Annotated in this window: 13 protein-coding genes; 10 read left to right on the forward strand and 3 right to left on the reverse strand. The window is 70.4% G+C overall.

What is annotated here, in order from left to right:
• Positions 1-114: 114 nt before the first annotated feature.
• On the forward strand, positions 115-1,614 hold the full coding sequence (gene ahcY, locus IW249_RS14320) for an adenosylhomocysteinase (RefSeq protein WP_196921216.1): 1,500 nt from the start codon (positions 115-117) through the stop codon (positions 1,612-1,614).
• 93 nt (positions 1,615-1,707) lie between these two features.
• Here ahcY and IW249_RS14325 read toward each other — a convergent pair whose 3' ends face one another.
• Positions 1,708-1,866 carry a hypothetical protein gene (locus IW249_RS14325; RefSeq protein ID WP_196921217.1) on the reverse strand — a complete coding sequence of 53 codons (159 nt, stop codon included), beginning with the start codon at positions 1,864-1,866 and terminating at the stop codon, positions 1,708-1,710.
• Between the two features lie 161 nt (positions 1,867-2,027).
• Between IW249_RS14325 and efeU the strand changes: the two genes are divergently transcribed.
• The 8 genes from efeU to hpf all read left to right on the forward strand — a co-directional run bounded on the left by efeU (position 2,028) and on the right by hpf (position 11,376).
• Entirely contained in the window at positions 2,028-2,927 is a 900-nt protein-coding gene (efeU, locus tag IW249_RS14330) for an iron uptake transporter permease EfeU (RefSeq protein WP_231392528.1), read from the forward strand.
• Between the two features lie 22 nt (positions 2,928-2,949).
• Positions 2,950-4,083, forward strand: coding sequence for an iron uptake system protein EfeO (gene efeO, locus IW249_RS14335; RefSeq protein ID WP_196921218.1), 1,134 nt, complete (start codon positions 2,950-2,952; stop codon positions 4,081-4,083).
• 25 nt (positions 4,084-4,108) lie between these two features.
• Complete coding sequence (efeB, locus tag IW249_RS14340) at positions 4,109-5,386, forward strand: iron uptake transporter deferrochelatase/peroxidase subunit (protein ID WP_196921219.1); 1,278 nt, start codon at positions 4,109-4,111, stop codon at positions 5,384-5,386.
• Positions 5,387-5,518: 132 nt separating this feature from the next.
• Positions 5,519-6,208 carry an MtrAB system response regulator MtrA gene (gene mtrA, locus IW249_RS14345; protein WP_030331519.1) on the forward strand — a complete coding sequence of 230 codons (690 nt, stop codon included), beginning with the start codon at positions 5,519-5,521 and terminating at the stop codon, positions 6,206-6,208.
• 12 nt (positions 6,209-6,220) lie between these two features.
• A complete protein-coding gene (gene mtrB / locus IW249_RS14350; protein WP_196921220.1) occupies positions 6,221-7,975 on the forward strand; it encodes an MtrAB system histidine kinase MtrB in 1,755 nt (584 codons plus the stop codon).
• A 32-nt stretch (positions 7,976-8,007) separates the two neighbouring features.
• Positions 8,008-9,783, forward strand: a complete 1,776-nt coding sequence (locus tag IW249_RS14355; RefSeq protein WP_196924789.1) for an LpqB family beta-propeller domain-containing protein — start codon at positions 8,008-8,010, stop codon at positions 9,781-9,783.
• A gap of 4 nt (positions 9,784-9,787) precedes the next feature.
• Positions 9,788-10,495: a ComF family protein gene (locus IW249_RS14360; RefSeq protein WP_196921221.1), complete on the forward strand. Its 708-nt coding sequence runs from the start codon at positions 9,788-9,790 to the stop codon at positions 10,493-10,495.
• Between the two features lie 245 nt (positions 10,496-10,740).
• The gene (gene hpf / locus IW249_RS14365) at positions 10,741-11,376 is read left to right on the forward strand and encodes a ribosome hibernation-promoting factor, HPF/YfiA family (protein ID WP_196921222.1); all 636 of its coding nucleotides are present in this window, start codon (positions 10,741-10,743) and stop codon (positions 11,374-11,376) included.
• A 66-nt stretch (positions 11,377-11,442) separates the two neighbouring features.
• Here the strand turns inward: hpf and IW249_RS14370 are convergent, their stop codons facing one another.
• Together IW249_RS14370 and IW249_RS14375 are read right to left on the reverse strand one after the other, a co-directional pair.
• On the reverse strand, positions 11,443-12,555 hold the full coding sequence (locus IW249_RS14370; RefSeq protein ID WP_196921223.1) for a GNAT family N-acetyltransferase: 1,113 nt from the start codon (positions 12,553-12,555) through the stop codon (positions 11,443-11,445).
• Complete coding sequence (locus tag IW249_RS14375; RefSeq protein WP_196921224.1) at positions 12,552-13,703, reverse strand: GNAT family N-acetyltransferase; 1,152 nt, start codon at positions 13,701-13,703, stop codon at positions 12,552-12,554. Before IW249_RS14375 ends, IW249_RS14370 begins: the two co-directional genes overlap by 4 nt.
• A gap of 168 nt (positions 13,704-13,871) precedes the next feature.
• Here IW249_RS14375 and secA point away from each other — a divergent pair, with 168 nt between their 5' ends.
• Positions 13,872-16,799, forward strand: coding sequence for a preprotein translocase subunit SecA (gene secA / locus IW249_RS14380; RefSeq protein ID WP_196921225.1), 2,928 nt, complete (start codon positions 13,872-13,874; stop codon positions 16,797-16,799).
• Positions 16,800-17,200 lie beyond the last annotated feature (401 nt).

Here is a 17,200-nt window from a genome sequence, read left to right on the forward strand (position 1 = left end):
AAAGTCCGTCCATCACCGACCGCCCCGTGCGCTGTGTGTGGACCGTGCCTGCCGCCCGTCACCGACGCGCGTAAGGTGGAGGGTCGGCGCAGACATCGTTCGACAGGAGCTTTCATGACCAGCACCCTCCCGGCGTCCGCCAGCGGTACGCCGTCCGAGGCCCGGCCGAGCACGCTCGCCGATGGCGACTTCAAGGTGGCGGATCTCTCGCTCGCCGAGTTCGGGCGTAAAGAGATCCAGCTCGCCGAGCACGAGATGCCCGGCCTGATGGCGATCCGTCGGGAATTCGCCGAGGCGCAGCCGCTCGCCGGCGCGCGGATCACCGGCTCACTGCACATGACCATCCAGACCGCCGTCCTCATCGAGACGCTGGTCGCGCTCGGCGCGCAGGTGCGCTGGGCGTCCTGCAACATCTTCTCCACCCAGGACCACGCCGCCGCGGCGATCGTCGTCGGCCCGGACGGCACCCCCGAGGCCCCCGCCGGTGTCCCGGTGTACGCCTGGAAGGGCGAGAGCCTGCAGGAGTACTGGTGGTGCACCGAGCAGGTGCTGGTGTGGCCGGACGGCCAGGGCCCGAACATGATCCTCGACGACGGCGGTGACGCCACCCTGCTGGTGCACAAGGGCGCCGAGTTCGAGAAGGCCGGTGTCGTCCCGCCGGTCGAGTCCGCCGACTCCGAGGAGTACGCGGTCATCCTCGAGGTGCTGCACCGCTCGCTCGCCGAGGACGGCCAGCGCTGGACCGGGATCGCCGCCGGCATCAAGGGCGTGACCGAGGAGACCACCACCGGCGTGCACCGCCTCTACGAGATGCACCGGGCGGGCACCCTGCAGTTCCCGGCCATCAACGTCAACGACTCGGTGACCAAGAGCAAGTTCGACAACAAGTACGGTTGCCGGCACTCGCTCATCGACGGCATCAACCGCGCCACCGACGTGCTGATCGGCGGCAAGATGGCGGTCGTCATGGGCTACGGCGACGTGGGCAAGGGCTGCGCCGAGTCGCTGCGCGGCCAGGGCGCCCGGGTCGTGGTGACCGAGGTGGACCCGATCTGCGCGTTGCAGGCCGCGATGGACGGCTACCAGGTCGCCACCCTGGACGACGTGGTCGAGCAGGCGGACATCTTCATCACCGCCACCGGTTGCTTCGACGTCATCACCAACGAGCACATGGCCCGGATGAAGCACCAGGCCATCGTCGGCAACATCGGCCACTTCGACAACGAGATCGACATGGCCGGGCTGGCCAAGCGCTCCGACGTCGAGCGGATCAACATCAAGCCGCAGGTCGACCTGTGGCGCTTCGCCGACGGGCACGCCATCATCGTGCTCTCCGAGGGCCGCCTGCTGAACCTGGGCAACGCGACCGGGCACCCGAGCTTCGTCATGTCGAACTCGTTCGCCAACCAGACGATCGCCCAGATCGAGCTCTTCACCAAGACCGAGGAATACCCAATCGGCGTCTACGTGCTGCCCAAGCACCTGGACGAGAAGGTCGCCCGGCTGCACCTCGGCGCGCTCGGCGCCAAGCTGAGCACGCTGACCAAGGAGCAGGCCGCCTACCTCGGCGTCTCCACCGAGGGTCCGTTCAAGCCGGACCACTACCGCTACTGATCGGCATCTCCGGACCGGGTCGGCTGTTCGCAGCCGGCCCGGTTCGTCGTCTCCGCCGCTGGTTCGGCGCGGCGCAGTGTCTCCGCCGCCGGTTCAGCCCGAGCGAGGGCCGCGCCGGGTGGGCCGGAACCACGTCCAGACGCACCAGATCAGCCAGGTGACCGACACGACGGTGGCCAGCGCCCGCAGGCGTAGCGCACTGAGCAGCAGCACCACTGCCAGCACTGCCAACCACGGCAGGAATCCCCTCACGTCGGGGATCCTTCCACAGCCGAGCGCCGGCGGGCCGGCTGCCGGTCCTTGTGACGGGCTCAGTGAGCTTGTCGTGAACGACTTGACGAGGGCCGTGAGCAGGGAGGAAGGTATGCCTGCCCTAAGTCAGCCAAGGCGTGCCTAACCTACTCGGAGCCCGGATGTTCGCCACCTACCTGATCGGCCTGCGGGAAGGGCTCGAAGCCACCCTGGTGGTCAGCATCCTGGTCGCCTTCCTGGTGAAGTCGCAGCGCCGGGACCGGTTGCCGCAGGTCTGGGCCGGCGTCGGCCTGGCCGTGGCGCTCTCGGTGCTCTTCGGCTGGCTGATCGAGTACACGTCGACCTCGCTGCTGTCCCGCTCCGAGGATCGTGAGTTGTTCGAGGCGATCACCTCGGTCGCCGCCGTGGTCTTCGTGACCTGGATGATCTTCTGGATGCGCCGGGCCGCCCGGACCATCGCCGGCGAACTGCGGGGCAAGCTCACCGAGGCGCTGGCCGTCGGGTCCCTTGCCGTCGCCGGAATGGCCTTCCTCGCGGTGATCCGCGAGGGCCTGGAGACCGCGCTGATCTTCTACTCGGCCGCCCAGGGCGCGGCCGGCGACAGCGGCCCGCTGCTCGCGTTGATCGGCGGCATCGTCACCGCCGTGGTCCTCGGCGTGCTGCTCTACGCCAGCGCCCTGCGCATCAACCTCAGCAAGTTCTTCACCTGGACCGGCGCGCTGCTGATCCTGGTCGCCGCCGGCATCCTCAAGTACGGCGTGCACGACTTCCAGGAGGCCGGCGTCCTGCCTGGCCTGAACAACCTGGCCTTCGACATCACCGGCGTGCTCGATCCGACCACCTGGTACGCGGCGCTGCTCGCCGGCATGTTCAACGTGACTCCCGCGCCCACCGTGCTGGAGATGATCGCCTGGGTCGCGTACGCCGTACCGGTGCTCCTGCTCTTCCTGCGACCGGCCCGGCGCAAGCCGGCACCCGCCGCGACCACCACCACCGTCACCGAGCGCGGGGCCGACACCGGCGCCGAGGCCGAGGCGGCGTCGACGCCGCAGCGTGCCTGACCCACGAGGAGAGACAGCCCAGATGCGTACCACCCAGTTCTTCGCGCTGGCCGCCGCCGGCGTGCTGGCGACGGCCGGTCTGGCCGCCTGCTCCGACTCCGACAAGGGTGACTCGGCAGCGTCCGGCGGACCGATCGTGGTCAAGGCCAGCGACACCGCCTGTGAGGTCGGCTCGACCGACCTGGGTGCCGGTACCGCCACCTTCAAGATCACCAATTCGGGCGCGAAGGTGACCGAGTTCTACGTGTACGCCGACGGCGACCGCGTGATGGGCGAGGTGGAGAACATCGCCCCCGGGCTGAGCCGCGAGCTGCACGTGGAGTTGCCGGCCGGCACGTACCAGACGGCCTGCAAGCCAGGGATGAGTGGCAAGGGCATCCGGGGTGCGCTCAAGGTCAGCGGGTCGGCGCAGCCGCTCACGGCCGACGCCGCGCTGGGTGACGCCACCGACAACTACCAGCGCTACGTCAAGAGTCAGACCGCCGCGCTGCTGGACAAGACCGAGGAGTTCGTCGCCGCGGTCAAGGCCGGCGATGTGGCGAAGTCCAAGGCGCTCTACCCGGTCGCCCGCACCTACTGGGAGCGGATCGAGCCGGTTGCCGAGATCTTCGGCGACCTCGACCCCAAGATCGACGGCCGCGAGGAGGTCATCGAGGAGGGGATGGAGTTCACCGGCTTCCACCGGATCGAGAAGGACCTCTGGCAGTCCGGTGACATCAGCAAGGACGGCCCGATCGCCGATCGGCTGCTGGTCGACGTCAAGGAGATCGTCGCCAAGGCGAACGCCGAGAAGCTCTCCCCGCTCCAGCTCGCCAACGGTGCCAAGGAGCTGCTCGACGAGGTCGCCAGCGGCAAGATCACCGGCGAGGAGGACCGCTACTCGCACACCGACCTGTGGGACTTCGCCGCCAACCTCGAAGGTTCCAAGGCCGCCGTGTCCGCCCTGCGCCCCGCGTTGCAGCAGCGCTCGCCGGAACTGGTCACCCAGTTGGACACCGAGTTCGCCAACGTCGAGGGACTGCTCGGCAAGCACCGTGACGGCGACGGCTGGAAGCTGCACACCGCGCTGAGCAAGGCTGAGCTGAAGGATCTCTCCGACGGGATCAACGCGCTCGCCGAGCCGATCAGCAAGGTCGCCGCAGCCGTCGCGAAGTGACCACCTGGCAGAAAGAGTCGAATCGATGAGCGGGAGCAGGTTGACCCGGCGCCGGGCCATCACCCTGGCCGGCGCCGGAGTGGCCGGGGTCGCCGGGGTGGCGGCCGGCGCGGGGGCGCTGCTGAAGGGCTCCCATGACCCGGCCGCGGCGAACGACCACCCGGCCGGGGCGGTGCCGTTCCACGGTGAGCACCAGGCCGGCATCGTCACCCCGGCGCAGGACCGGCTGCACTTCGTGGCCTTCGACGTGATCACCAAGGACCGGGCCCGGCTTGTCGAACTGCTGGAGGAGTGGACGGCCGCCGCCGCCCGGATGACAGCGGGACGCGACGCCGGGGTGCTGGGTGCGGTCGGCGGGATGCCGGAGGCCCCACCGGACGACACCGGCGAAGCGCTCGGCCTGCCTCCCTCGCAGCTCACCCTCACCATCGGGTTCGGGCCGACGCTGTTCCGTGACGCCGACGGGCGGGACCGCTTCGGCCTCGCCGACCGGCGGCCCGCCGCCCTCGCCGAGCTGCCGAAGTTCCCCGGCGACGCGTTGCAGCCGCAGCTCTCCGGCGGCGACCTCTGCGTCCAGGCCTGCGCCAACGACCCGCAGGTGGCGGTGCACGCGATCCGTAACCTGGCCCGGCTCGGCATGGGCGTGGTGAGCGTCCGCTGGTCGCAGTTGGGCTTCGGCCGCACCTCGTCGACCTCCCGGGAACAGGCCACCGCCCGCAACCTCTTCGGGTTCAAGGACGGCACGGCCAACCTCAAGGCCGAGGACACCGACCTGTTGCGCGACCAGTTGTGGGTGCAGCCGGGTGACGGACCGGACTGGATGGCCGGAGGCTCGTACCTGGTCACCCGCAAGATCCGGATGCTCGTGGAAACCTGGGACCGGACCTCCCTCGCCGAGCAGGAGGAGATCGTCGGCCGGACCAAGGGCAGCGGCGCGCCGCTGGGTCGGAGCGACGAGTTCGACGAGCCCGACTTCGCCGCCCGTGGCGCGGACGGGAAGCCGGTGATCGCCGAGCACGCCCATGTCACGCTGGCCCACCCGAGTCGGAACGGCGGAGCCCAGCTGCTACGGCGGGGTTACAACTTCGTCGACGGCTCGGACGGCCTCGGCCGGCTCGACGCGGGCCTCTTCTTCATCGCCTACCAGCGCGATCCACGCCGTCAGTTCGTGCCGATCCAGACCCAGTTGGCGCGACACGACGTGATGAACGAGTACCTGCGACACGTCTCCAGCGGGGTGTTCGCCTGCCCGCCCGGGGTACGCGACGGCGGGGACCACTGGGGGCGTGGGCTGTTCGGCTGACCGTCGTCCGGATGGCGACAGCCGGATCGGCCCGACCTGCGGTGGCGCCGGGCGGCGCCGAAGGGGGATCATGGAAGCGTTACCGGCGGACGCCGGTCCCACCGAACTGAATGAGGATGCAATATTAATCCCATGAGAGCCCGCGTACTGGTGGTCGACGACGACCCCGCGCTCGCCGAGATGCTCGGCATCGTGCTGCGCAGTGAGGGTTTCCTGCCCTCGTTTGTGGCGGACGGCGAGCGGGCGTTGGCCGCTTTTCGCGACAGCCGTCCCGATATTGTGCTACTTGACCTGATGCTTCCCGGCATGAGCGGTATCGACGTCGCCCGGTCGATCCGGGCGGAGTCCGGCGTGCCCATCGTCATGCTGACCGCCAAGAGCGACACCGTGGATGTCGTGCTCGGCCTGGAGTCCGGCGCCGACGACTACGTGGTCAAACCGTTCAAGCCCAAGGAGCTGGTGGCCCGGATGCGGGCCCGACTGCGCCGAGGCGAGGACGTGGCCCCCGAGATGCTCACCATCGGGCCGCCCGACAACCAGATCACCATCGACGTGCCGGCGCACACGGTGAGCCGCAACGACGAGGAGGTGAAGCTGACTCCGCTGGAGTTCGACCTGCTGGTCGCGCTCGCCCGCAAGCCACGTCAGGTCTTCACCCGTGAGGTGCTGCTCGAGCAGGTCTGGGGCTACCGGCACGCGGCCGACACCCGCCTGGTCAACGTGCACGTCCAGCGGTTGCGGGCCAAGATCGAGCCGGATCCGGAGCGACCGGAAATCATCCTCACCGTGCGGGGCGTGGGCTACAAGGCGGGGACCGGATAGCCTGGTCGCACTGTGTCGACCTCGCCGCCCCCACCCTCCCCGAACACGGCCCGCCGGCCCAGCGCCGGCGGGGAGTTCTGGCGTGCGGTGTGCGGTCGGGTCGCCCGGGTGGTGGGTCGGGCGCACCAGACCTGGCGCCGCTCGCTCCAGGTCCGGGTCGTGACCATCACGCTTGTCGCGTCCAGCCTGCTGGTCGGCGGGTTCGCGTTCCTGATCGCTGACAAGATCACCACCATCCTGCTCGACAGCGCTCGCAGCGACGTCCGGCAGCGGGTGACCAGCGGTGCCAGCTACGCGGCCAAGCAGGTCTCCCTGTACGGGCAGCCGCAGGAGGCGCAGCTCCAGGAGACCATCGACGGCACTGTCAACTACCTGGCCGGCGGCGACCCCCAGCAGACCAGCGGGGTGGTGGTGGCGATCACCGCCGACGACTATCCCAACGACATCCAGACGCGCACCTCGCCGTCTGCGAACGTCCAGTCGCTGATCAGCCCCGAGCTGCGGGCCGCGATCGCCGACGGCAAGGTGGCCAGCCAGATCCGCACCGGGCGACTCACCGGCGAGACCACCAAGTACCTGGTCTACGGCTCGCCGGTGCCCACCAGCTTCGGGCACATCGAGCTCTACTACCTGGTGCCGCTGGGCCGGCAGGACGTCACCGCCGCCGACGCCCGAGCGACAGTGGTGGCCACCGGGGTCGCGCTGGTGATCCTGCTCGGGTTGCTCGCGGCGCTGGTCACCCGGCTGGTGGTCAACCCGGTCCGGGTCGCCGCACGAACCGCCCAACGGCTCTCCGCGGGCCTGCTCGACCAGCGGATGGTGGTCAACGGCGAGGACGACCTGGCCCTGCTCGCCGCGTCGTTCAACCAGATGGCCACCAACCTGCAACGGCAGATCCTGCGCCTGGAAGAGATGTCCCGGTTGCAGCGCCGCTTCACCTCCGACGTCTCCCACGAGCTGCGTACCCCGCTGACCACGGTCCGGATGGCCGCTGACCTGATCTTCGCTGAGCGCGACGAGTTCGACCCGGCGGTCGCCCGCAGCGCCGAGCTGCTCCAGGCCGAGCTGGACCGATTCGAGGAGCTGCTCACCGACCTGCTGGAGATCAGTCGGTTCGACGCCGGCTTCGCCATGCTGGATTCCGAGCCGACCGACCTGGTGCCGGTGGTGCACCGGGTGGTCGACCGGCTGGCTGGCCTCGCCGAGCGGGTGGGCGTACCGATCGAACTCGACCTGCCCGGCACGCCGGTGATCGCCGAGGTCGACCCGCGCCGGGTCGAGCGGGTGTTGCGCAACCTGGTCGGCAACGCGGTCGAGCACGGTGAGGCCCGCCCGGTGCTGATCACGCTCGGCATCGACGACACCGCCGTGGCGATCACCGTCCGCGACCACGGCGTGGGGCTGAAGGTGGGCGAGGAGAAGCTGGTGTTCAACCGGTTCTGGCGGGCGGACCCGTCCCGGGCTCGGCAGACCGGAGGCACCGGTCTGGGCCTGTCGATCAGCCTGGAGGACGCTCGGCTGCACGGCGGCTGGCTGGAGGCGTGGGGTGCTCCCGGGCAGGGCGCGCAGTTCCGGCTCACCCTGCCGGCCCGAGCGGGCGACCGGTTGACCACCTCGCCGCTGCGGCTGGTGCCGGCCGACGCCGCGCTGCCGTTCGGCGGCCCCCGTGACGGCGGCCCACTGGCCATCGGGCCCGGCACCGGCGGGGCACTGGCGATCAGCCCGGCTCCCGCCGGGGACGGGCAGCGGACGGAGGTGCGCTCGTGAGACGGCCGACTCTGCTCGGGGCCCTCGGCGTGATGGTGCTGCTGGGCGCCGGCTGTGGCATCCCGGCGGCATCCGACGTCCGGGTGGACGGCAAGGGCGGCGCCGCTACCGAGGCCGGTGTGATCAGTCGGGGCAGTGAGCCACCGACGCGGACGGCCAGTGGCAGCGTCAACGAGGCGTTCGTCTCCAACTTCCTGTCCGCCGCCGCTGGCGAGCCGGATCGGGCGTACGAGCGGGTCAAGGCGTTCATCGCCCCGGAGGACAAGATCCGGCTACAGGACAAGAAGGGCAGCGAGGTCGCGCTGAACGTGGTCCGGGTGCGCGGGGCGGTCTACACCCTCAACAGCGACTCGACCACGACCGTGAAGATCGCCGTGCAGCAGGTCGGTGTGCTGCGCACCAACGGCACCCTCGCCCCACCGGTGGCGACCGAGACGGAGTACGAGTTCGGCCTGCGCAGCGCGTCCTTCAACGGCGACGTCAACGATGATCGGGCCGGCCTGTACGTCATCAACCCGCCCAACGTGCTGCTGCTCAGCGACACAGCCCTCCGTCAGTATTACCAGGACGAGACGATCTACTTCTGGAGTTCGGACCGCAGCCGCCTGGTGCCCGACCAGCGCTACCGGCCGCAGGCGGTGCCTGTCGAGCGGCGGGTCAACGAGGTGGTGAAGTGGCTGGTCGGCGGCCCCTCCGACTGGCTGCGCCCAGGTGTCGTCGGGCTGCCGGACGGCACCGAGCTGATCAACAACGCCACCGGCGGGAACGGTCGATGGGAGGTCAATCTGGACATGTCCGGTGACGACCAGAACGGGATCGACCAGTTGATCACGCAGATCGCCTGGTCGTTGGGCGACCTGCCCGGCCAACTCGAGTTGAAGATCCGCAACAACGCGCAACCCGTTGTCGACCTGGGCGAGCGACGAAACAGCCGAGCGCTCTACCCGCATACCGCCAGCCCACAGCGGTTTGGCGTGTACGACGGCGCGATCCACCCACTCGACTTCGAAGGCGAGCCCAGCGGCAGGGTACCGTTGACACCCGAGGCCAACCGTAACGTCGTCTCCGCCAGCCTCGGGCTGGCCAAGGACCGGATTCTCGCCGCGATGGCGGTCACCGGCAGCAGCAAGAACCGGTACCGACTCGCCGTGGGCACGGGCGCCGACCCGGTCTCCGTGTTCAGCCGCAGCAGCACGGAGTACTCCGCGATCGGCCGGCCGGTCTGGCTGCGTACTGTCGACTCCCGCCCCAGCCGCGGCCTGGTGGTGGCCGACGGGCAGCTCTACCGGTTCGACGAGGCAGCCCGGATGTATCCCGTGCCGCTCAACCTGCCCTCCGCTGCGGTCACGGCGGTGGCCGCCGCGTTGGACGGCCAGCGGGTCGCGCTGATCGTCGGCGGCCGGCTCTACGTCGCCGCGGTCAACCTCGACGGCGGCGGGGTGTCCATCGGCCCGCCCCGGGAGTTGGTCACCTCGCTGACCAACCCGACGGCTGTCGACTGGGGCAGCGAGGACCAACTGGTGGTCGCGGGGTCTGTCGGCCAGCCGGCGATCTACGAGGTCAGTCTCGACGGCGCTCTGGAGACGCCGCTGCGGATCGACCTCGGCGCCAAGGTCAACCACCTGACCTCGTACCCGACCAACCGCAGCGTGCGGACGCCCAGCGGGGCCTACATGTACGAGGCGAACGGGGTGGCCTACCGCAGCAGCCCGTTCGAACGGATCGAGCCCGGCCGGGTACGCGACATCGCCCCGGTGCCGGCCGGGGTGCGGCCGAGCAACCCGTCGGCGCCGTTCTTCCTCTACTGACACGGTGAGCGGGCTCTGGGCGGACCTCGCCGACCTGGTGCTGCCCGCCGACTGTGCCGGTTGTCGGGAGCGCCGACCCGGACTGCGGCACGGGGTCTGCCCCGCCTGCGTCGCGGTGCTGGGCGAACTGCGGCCACTGGCGGTCCGCCCCACCCCCGCTCCGCCGGGCCTGCCGCCCTGCGTCGCCCTCGGCCCGTACGCGGGCCCGCTGCGTGAGGCGCTGCTGGCGTACAAGGAACACGGCCGACATGGGCTGGCCCGCCCGCTCGGCGCCCTGCTCGCCGAGGTCGTCGCGGCGGCGGTCGGTGCGGCTCGTCCGCTGGCGTTGGTTCCCGTCCCGGACACCGCGGCGGCGGCCCGGTCCCGTTACGGGGACCACCTCGACCGGCTGGCCCGGCACTGCGCGGCCCGGCTCAACCGGGGCGGTTGGGCGGTGCAGGTGCGCCGTCCGCTGCGGGCGCTGCCCCGACCTGACTCGGTCAGCCTGGACAGCGCTGGGCGGGCGGCGGCGGCCGAGGCGGCCTTCCAGCCCCGCTCGGCGGGGCCGTTGCGGGGTGGTGCCGCTGGTGCGGCCCCGGTCGTGGTGCTGCTCGACGACATCGTCACCACGGGTGTGACCCTCGCCGCCGCGAGCAGGGTGCTGACCGCGACGGGATGGGCACCGAGTGTCGCCGCGGTGCTCGCGGCGACCGAGAAAAGACACCAGTCGTAACCGATCGTGTTTCCGTTTCACCCGTTGGTGTATGAGCTGCGAAAAATCCTGGGCCGTCTCGGCAACATGGGGTGACTGCCGGGCAAACAGGAGTTAGCGTTTCGCTGTCGGGGGTAGGAGGTCGTTCCAACCGCCCCTGGCGGTGAGAGGAGGCGTAGCCGTACCAACCGGTCGACGCCAGCGGGTCTCCCCACGGCGCGCGGCCGGGTAACCGGATCGAAGACCGTCCGAACAAGGGAGGTCACGTGGACATCGTGGTCAAGGGCCGAAACGTCGAAGTGCCGGACCATTACCGGGTACACGTAGCCGAGAAACTCGCGAAGATCGAACGCTACGACCACAAACTTATTCGCGTCGATGTCGAGCTGTTTCACGAGCGCAATCCGCGCCAGGCCGACCACTGCCAGCGGGTGGAGATCACCTGCGTTTCCCGGGGCCCGGTGATTCGGGCCGAAGCCTGCACGAACGACTTCTACAGCGCGCTCGACGCGGCCATCGCGAAGCTCGACACCCGGCTGCGCCGCGCGGCCGACCGCCGCCGCGTACACCGGGGTCGGCACGCGCCGATCTCCGTCGCCGAGGCCACCGCGGGCCTGCCGGTCGCGGACCTGGTGCCATCCGCACTGAGCGCGCCGAGCGACGGCGCCCGCGCCGGCACCGCTGTCGCCGAGCGGGTCGAAGAGGAACACGACGACCAACCGTGGCACATCGCCCGGGAGAAGGTGCACCCGGCGGAGCCGATGACCATCGACGACGCGCTGTTCGAGATGGAACTGGTCGGCCACGACTTCTACCTTTTCCAGGACAAGGAGTCCGGCCGCCCCAGCGTCGTCTACCGGCGCCACGCGTACGACTACGGCATCATCTCCCTCGCCACCTGACCGGTAGCCAACCCTCGTCGATCATGGAGTTGTGGTGGGGTACTCCCACCACAACTCCATGATCCGTCAACGGAGGTCGGCGGGGAGCAGCGCGAAGGTCAGATCGTCCAGACGGGCGCCGGCCAAACCGGGCAGCCGGCCGCGCTGAAGGGCCTCGCGCCGGAAACCGACCCGCTCCAGCACCCGGTGCGACGCGGTGTTGTCCGGCACCGTGCCGGCCGAGAGCCGGGCGACACCTGCCGCGCCGAACGCCCACTCCGCGAGCAGGCGGACCGCCCGCGTCGCGTACCCCCGGCCGCGCCACTCGGGCAGCAACGCGTAGCCCACCGACGCCTCGCCAGCGGCCACATCGGTGTACGACAAGCCGCAACTGCCCACGGGCTCCCCGCTGGCCACGTCGGTGATCAGCAGCCGGGCGATGTCGCCGGTCAGCCACCCGCTCTCCGCGAGACGACAACGCCGCTCCATCGCCTCGCGCGTCGGCGGCACCGGCGGCGCCTGGTTCGCCACCACCTCGGGTCGGCTGTGCAGCCGGTACATCAGCGCCGCGTCGTCCGCCGCGAGCGGGCGCAGCGCCACCACCTCGTCGGTGAGCACCCCGCCGGGCAGGTCAGGCAGCAGTCGGGCGGTCGGGCCGGACGGGTCACCGGCGACGCGTACCCAGGCCAGCAGATCGTGCCGGCCCCCGTCGCGGGACGCACCGGCCGACCGGCGCAGACCCTCGTAGCGGAAGCCGGCGGCCAACGCGACCCGCTGGCTCGGGCCGTTCTCCGGTTCGGTGAGCAACTCCAGCCGGGCCGTTCCGGCGGCGAACGCGTGCTCGCTCAGCGCGCGGGTCGCCGCGGTGGCCACCCCGCGCCCGCGCGCCACCGGCCGCATCCAGTAGCCGATCTCCAACTGACCCCGGGCGGGCACCGGGTTGTTCAACCCCACAGCGCCGAGCAGGCGATCGGTCGCGGGATCCGCGACGGCGTACGCCGTGCCACCACCGGTCCAGGCCGCCGGGGCGCCGACGTCGATCCACCAGCGGGCATCGGTCTCGGTGTACGGCGTCGGCAGGTTGGACACGAACCGTTGAGTCAGCGGGTCCGCGCAGCCGTCGACCACGTCGGCGCTGTCCTGCGCGCGGAACGGGCGCAGGCGCACGCCGTGCGTCTCGACGACGGGCCGCAGATTCATCCCAGATCCTTCGCGAGAAGCGCACCGACCCACACGTCCACCCGTTCGCCCCGGTGCTGCACAGCGCCCCGGGCGGTCCCCTCGATCAGGAAGCCCGCCTTCTCCGCCGCCCGGCGGGAGGCGGTGTTGCCCACGTTCGCCTTCCACTCGATCCGCGCCAGGCCCAACGTGCTGAAGCCCCAGGCGCTGAGCGCGACCAGCGCGGCGGGTAGATAGCCCCGACCCCGGGCCGTCGGCGCGGTCACGAAGCCGACGTCGGCCACCAGCGGGTCGGCGGGGGAGAGCCGCAGGTCGAGCGTGCCCGCGTACCGGTCGTCGGGGTCGGCGATCACGAAGCAGGCGGCGTCCCCCCGAGCCCAGGCGTCCCGCCCGTAAGCCTGGTAGCCCTGCGCGTCCGCGCGCTCGTACGGGTCCGGCACTGTCGTCCAGCGGATGGTTTCCGGATCCCGGGAGGTCTGCACCACGGCGTCCAGATCCTGCTCCTCCATGGGCCGCAGACGCAGCTCGCCGGCCTTGGATTCGGCGAACAGAACGGGCTGCGGGCGGCCGAAGACGGCGGCCCGCCGGGCGGCGAGGGTGCCCGGTCCGGCCGGCCCGGTCGAACCGGCGGCCGGCACCTCGCCGGGCAGCAGCGAGCCGATCCAGCCGTCCGCGCCGCCGTGCAGTGCCGGGTTGGCCAGCCGCAACCGGCCGTCGATCCGGAAACCGGCCCGGAGGGCCACCAACCGCGAGGCGTGGTTGCCCACCTCGGCCTGCCAGAGAAGCCGGCGAAGCCCGAGGGTGTCGAAGGACCAGCGGGCCACCGCCCGGGTGGCCCGGACCATTAGGCCCCGACGCCGTGCCCAGGGCGCCGTCCAGTAGCCGACCTCACCGGTGCCGTTCTCGTCGATCGAGATCAGTCCGCAGGAGCCCAGCAGTTCCCCGGTGCCCGGGTCGCACACAGCGAACGGTGCCCCGGTCCCCTCGGCCCAGGCGCTCCGGCTCATCTCGGTGACAAATCCGTGAGCGTGTTCCGGTAGGTACGGGCGCGGTACGGTGGTCCAGCGCTGAATGTCCGGGTCCTGGCAGGCTCGGTGCACGGCCTCGGCATCCGTCTCTCGCCAGGGCCGCAGCAGCACGCCGTCCTCGATGATCTCCACGGGCTCCACTCGTGCATCCTGCCGCAGCGTTCGCCGACGGCGTAACCGGATAACGTTCGGGGCGGGCGAGGGACGCGACTTATGTCGGGTTCTGCGGGGTCGAGCACCGCCACCAGTGACCATCGCGCCGATGGAGCGCCTACGATGGTTCGAGACTGTCTAGGGGAGCGTTGATCCGTGTCGATTCTGGAAAAGGTCCTTAACGCGGGCGAGGGCCGCATGGTGCGCCGGCTCAAGGCCATCGCCGCCGCCGTCAGCTCGATCGAGGACGACTACGTCAACCTCACCGACGAGGAACTGGCCGGCATGACCGAACAGTTCCGGGAGCGGCTCGACGAGGGCGAAACCCTCGATGACCTGCTGCCGGAGGCGTTCGCGGTGGCCCGCGAGGCGGCCGCCAGGGTGCTCGGCCAGCGCCCGTACGACGTCCAGGTGATGGGCGGCGCGGCGCTGCACTTCGGCAACATCGCCGAGATGAAGACCGGTGAGGGTAAGACGCTGACCTCGGTCATGGCCGTCTACCTCAACGCGCTCTCCGGCAAGGGCGTCCACGTGATCACGGTCAACGACTACCTCGCCCAGCGTGACGCGGCGTGGATGGGCCGGGTGCACGAGTTCCTCGGGCTGACCGTCGGCGTGGTGCTGCCCAACCGGCCGGCCAGCGAGCACAAGGCCGCCTACGAGTGCGACATCACCTACGGCACCAACAACGAGTTCGGCTTCGACTACCTGCGCGACAACATGGCCTGGTCGAAGGACGAGCTGGTGCAGCGCGGGCACAACTTCGCTGTGGTCGACGAGGTCGACTCCATCCTGATCGACGAGGCCCGCACCCCGCTGATCATCTCCGGCCCGGCCGAGCACTCGGCCCGCTGGTACGGCGAGTTCGCCGGCGTGGTGGCCCGGCTCCAGCCCGGCACCGACGGCGAGGGCGACTACGAGGTCGACCACTCCAAGCGCACCATCGCGGTGACCGAGCGGGGCGTCGCCAAGGTCGAGGACCGGCTCGGCATCGACAACCTGTACGAGTCGGTGAACACCCCGCTGGTCGGCTACCTCAACAACGCCATCAAGGCCAAGGAGCTCTACAAGCGCGACAAGGACTACATCGTCAGCGACGGTGAGGTCCTGATCGTCGACGAGTTCACCGGCCGCATCCTGCACGGCCGTCGCTACAACGAGGGCATGCACCAGGCGATCGAGGCCAAGGAGGGGGTGGAGATCAAGCAGGAGAACCAGACCCTGGCCACCATCACCCTCCAGAACTACTTCCGCCTCTACGAGAAGCTGTCCGGCATGACCGGTACGGCGCAGACCGAGGCGAGCGAGTTCAACAAGGTCTACAAGGTCGGCGTCGTGACCATTCCGACCCACCGCCCGATGGTTCGCGAGGACCGGCCGGACGTCATCTACAAGACGGAGAAGGCCAAGTTCAACGCCGTCATCGAGGACATCGCCGAGCGGCACCAGATGGGCCAGCCGGTGCTGGTGGGCACCGTCTCGGTGGAAAACTCCGAGATCCTCTCCCAGTTGCTGCGCCGCCGCGGCATCCCGCACAACGTGCTGAACGCCAAGTTCCACGCGCGGGAGGCCGAGATCGTCGCCCAGGCCGGGCGTAAGGGCGCGGTCACCGTGGCGACCAACATGGCCGGCCGTGGCACCGACATCCTGCTCGGCGGCAACGCCGAGTTCCTCGCCGCGAACGAGCTGCGCCAGCGCGGCCTCGACCCGCTGGAAAACGAGGAAGAGTACGCCAAGGCGATGGAGGAGGTCCTTCCCACCTGGAAGCAGGCCTGCGACGCCGAGGCGGACGAGGTCTCCGCCGCCGGTGGCCTCTACGTGCTGGGCACCGAGCGGCACGAGTCCCGGCGGATCGACAACCAGCTGCGCGGTCGCGCCGGCCGACAGGGTGACCCGGGCGAGTCCCGTTTCTACCTGTCCCTGCAGGACGAGCTGATGCGGCGCTTCCGGGCCGGGGCGGTCGAGGCGGTGATGGAGCGCTTCAACATCCCGGAGGACGTGCCCATCGAGTCGAAGATGGTCACCCGGCAGATCAAGAGCGCCCAGGCCCAGATCGAGGGCCAGAACGCCGAGATCCGCAAGAACGTCCTCAAGTACGACGAGGTGCTCAACAAGCAGCGCCAGGTCGTCTACGCCGAGCGGCTCCGGGTGCTCAACGGGGAGGACCTCTCCGACCAGGTCCGCAACATGATCGACGACACCGTCGAGGCGTACGTGCGGGGGGCCACCTCCGACGGCTACGGCGAAGACTGGGACCTTGAGCAGCTCTGGTCCAGCCTCAAGCAGCTCTACCCGGTCGGTGTGACGATCGAGGAGTTGGAGGAGGAGGCCGGCGGCTCGCGGGCCGGCATGGACGCCGACTTCCTGGTGGCCCGCCTCAAGGAGGACGCCAACGCCGCGTACGACCGGCGTGAGGAGCAGCTCGGCACCGAGGGGGTGCGCCAGCTCGAGCGGATGGTGCTGCTCCAGGTCATCGACCGTAAGTGGCGCGAGCACCTCTACGAGATGGACTACCTCCAGGAGGGCATCAACCTCCGGGCGTACGCCCAGCGCGACCCGGTGGTGGAATACCAGCGCGAGGGCTTCGACATGTTCGCCACCATGATGGACGGCATCAAGGAGGAGACCGTCGGCTTCCTCTACAACGTCGACGTCCAGGTGACCGAACCCGAGCCGGAGGCGGGCGCCGACGAGGTCACGCTGCTCGACAAGCCGGTGGAGATCCGCGCCAAGGGCCTCAACCAGGCACCGCGTCGGCAGGGGCTGCAGTACTCCGCGCCCACCATCGACGGTGAGGCCAGCCCGGGTGCCGTCGCTGTGGAGCAGGCCGAGCAGCAGGCTCCGGCGCTCGGTGTGGGTCGCCCGGCTCCGGGTGCCCCGGCGGCACCGGGGCGGACCGCACCGTCCGCCCCGCAGCGGCCGGCCTCGGGCCTGCGTGGCCCGGCTGTTCCGTCGGCCGCCGCCCGTCGCCCGGCACCGAACCAGGCGGAGGCGAGCAACGGCCCGTCCCGCAACGCGCCGTGCCCGTGTGGCTCGGGCCGCAAGTACAAGCGCTGCCACGGCGCTCCCAATGGCGGCAACTGACCAACAGCGTCTGCACTGACAGCGTCTGCACCGACGGGTCCCGGCCGAACAGGCCGGGGCCCGTCGGTGTCTTCCAGCCCCACCTGCCTGACAAACCGCCCATCTCGGCGCTTTTCCTGGCATGCGCGGAGGCCGGCACCCCAGATCAACTCGCCTTTCAGGAAAGCGCGGCGTCAGCGGCAGCCGGATAGGGCGCTTTCCTGAAACCGGAGTGGATCAACCGGTCTCGCCGCTCCGGCTCGGCCCGGTGCGGTCCGGCTCGGCCCGGTGCTGTGCGGTGCGGCTCGGTCCGCGCCGGTCCGGTCGGGCCCGGCTCGGCCCGGCTTTGCTCCGGCTCGGGCTCGGGCTCGGGCTCGGCCCGGCTCGGGCTCGGGCTCGGCTCGGCCCGGCTCGGGCTCGGC

It is taken from the genome of Micromonospora vinacea (assembly GCF_015751785.1).
GTDB lineage: Bacteria > Actinomycetota > Actinomycetes > Mycobacteriales > Micromonosporaceae > Micromonospora > Micromonospora vinacea.

What these genes read in the sequence shown, in the direction of transcription:
- ahcY (WP_196921216.1), top strand. Translation starts at nt 115, where the DNA reads ATGACCAGCACCCTCCCGGCGTCCGCCAGCGGTACGCCGTCCGAGGCC.
- efeU (WP_231392528.1), top strand. Translation starts at nt 2,028, where the DNA reads ATGTTCGCCACCTACCTGATCGGCCTGCGGGAAGGGCTCGAAGCCACC.
- efeO (WP_196921218.1), top strand. Translation starts at nt 2,950, where the DNA reads ATGCGTACCACCCAGTTCTTCGCGCTGGCCGCCGCCGGCGTGCTGGCG.
- efeB (WP_196921219.1), top strand. Translation starts at nt 4,109, where the DNA reads ATGAGCGGGAGCAGGTTGACCCGGCGCCGGGCCATCACCCTGGCCGGC.
- mtrA (WP_030331519.1), top strand. Translation starts at nt 5,519, where the DNA reads ATGAGAGCCCGCGTACTGGTGGTCGACGACGACCCCGCGCTCGCCGAG.
- IW249_RS14355 (WP_196924789.1), top strand. Translation starts at nt 8,008, where the DNA reads ATGGTGCTGCTGGGCGCCGGCTGTGGCATCCCGGCGGCATCCGACGTC.
- IW249_RS14370 (WP_196921223.1), bottom strand. Translation starts at nt 12,555, where the DNA reads ATGAATCTGCGGCCCGTCGTCGAGACGCACGGCGTGCGCCTGCGCCCG.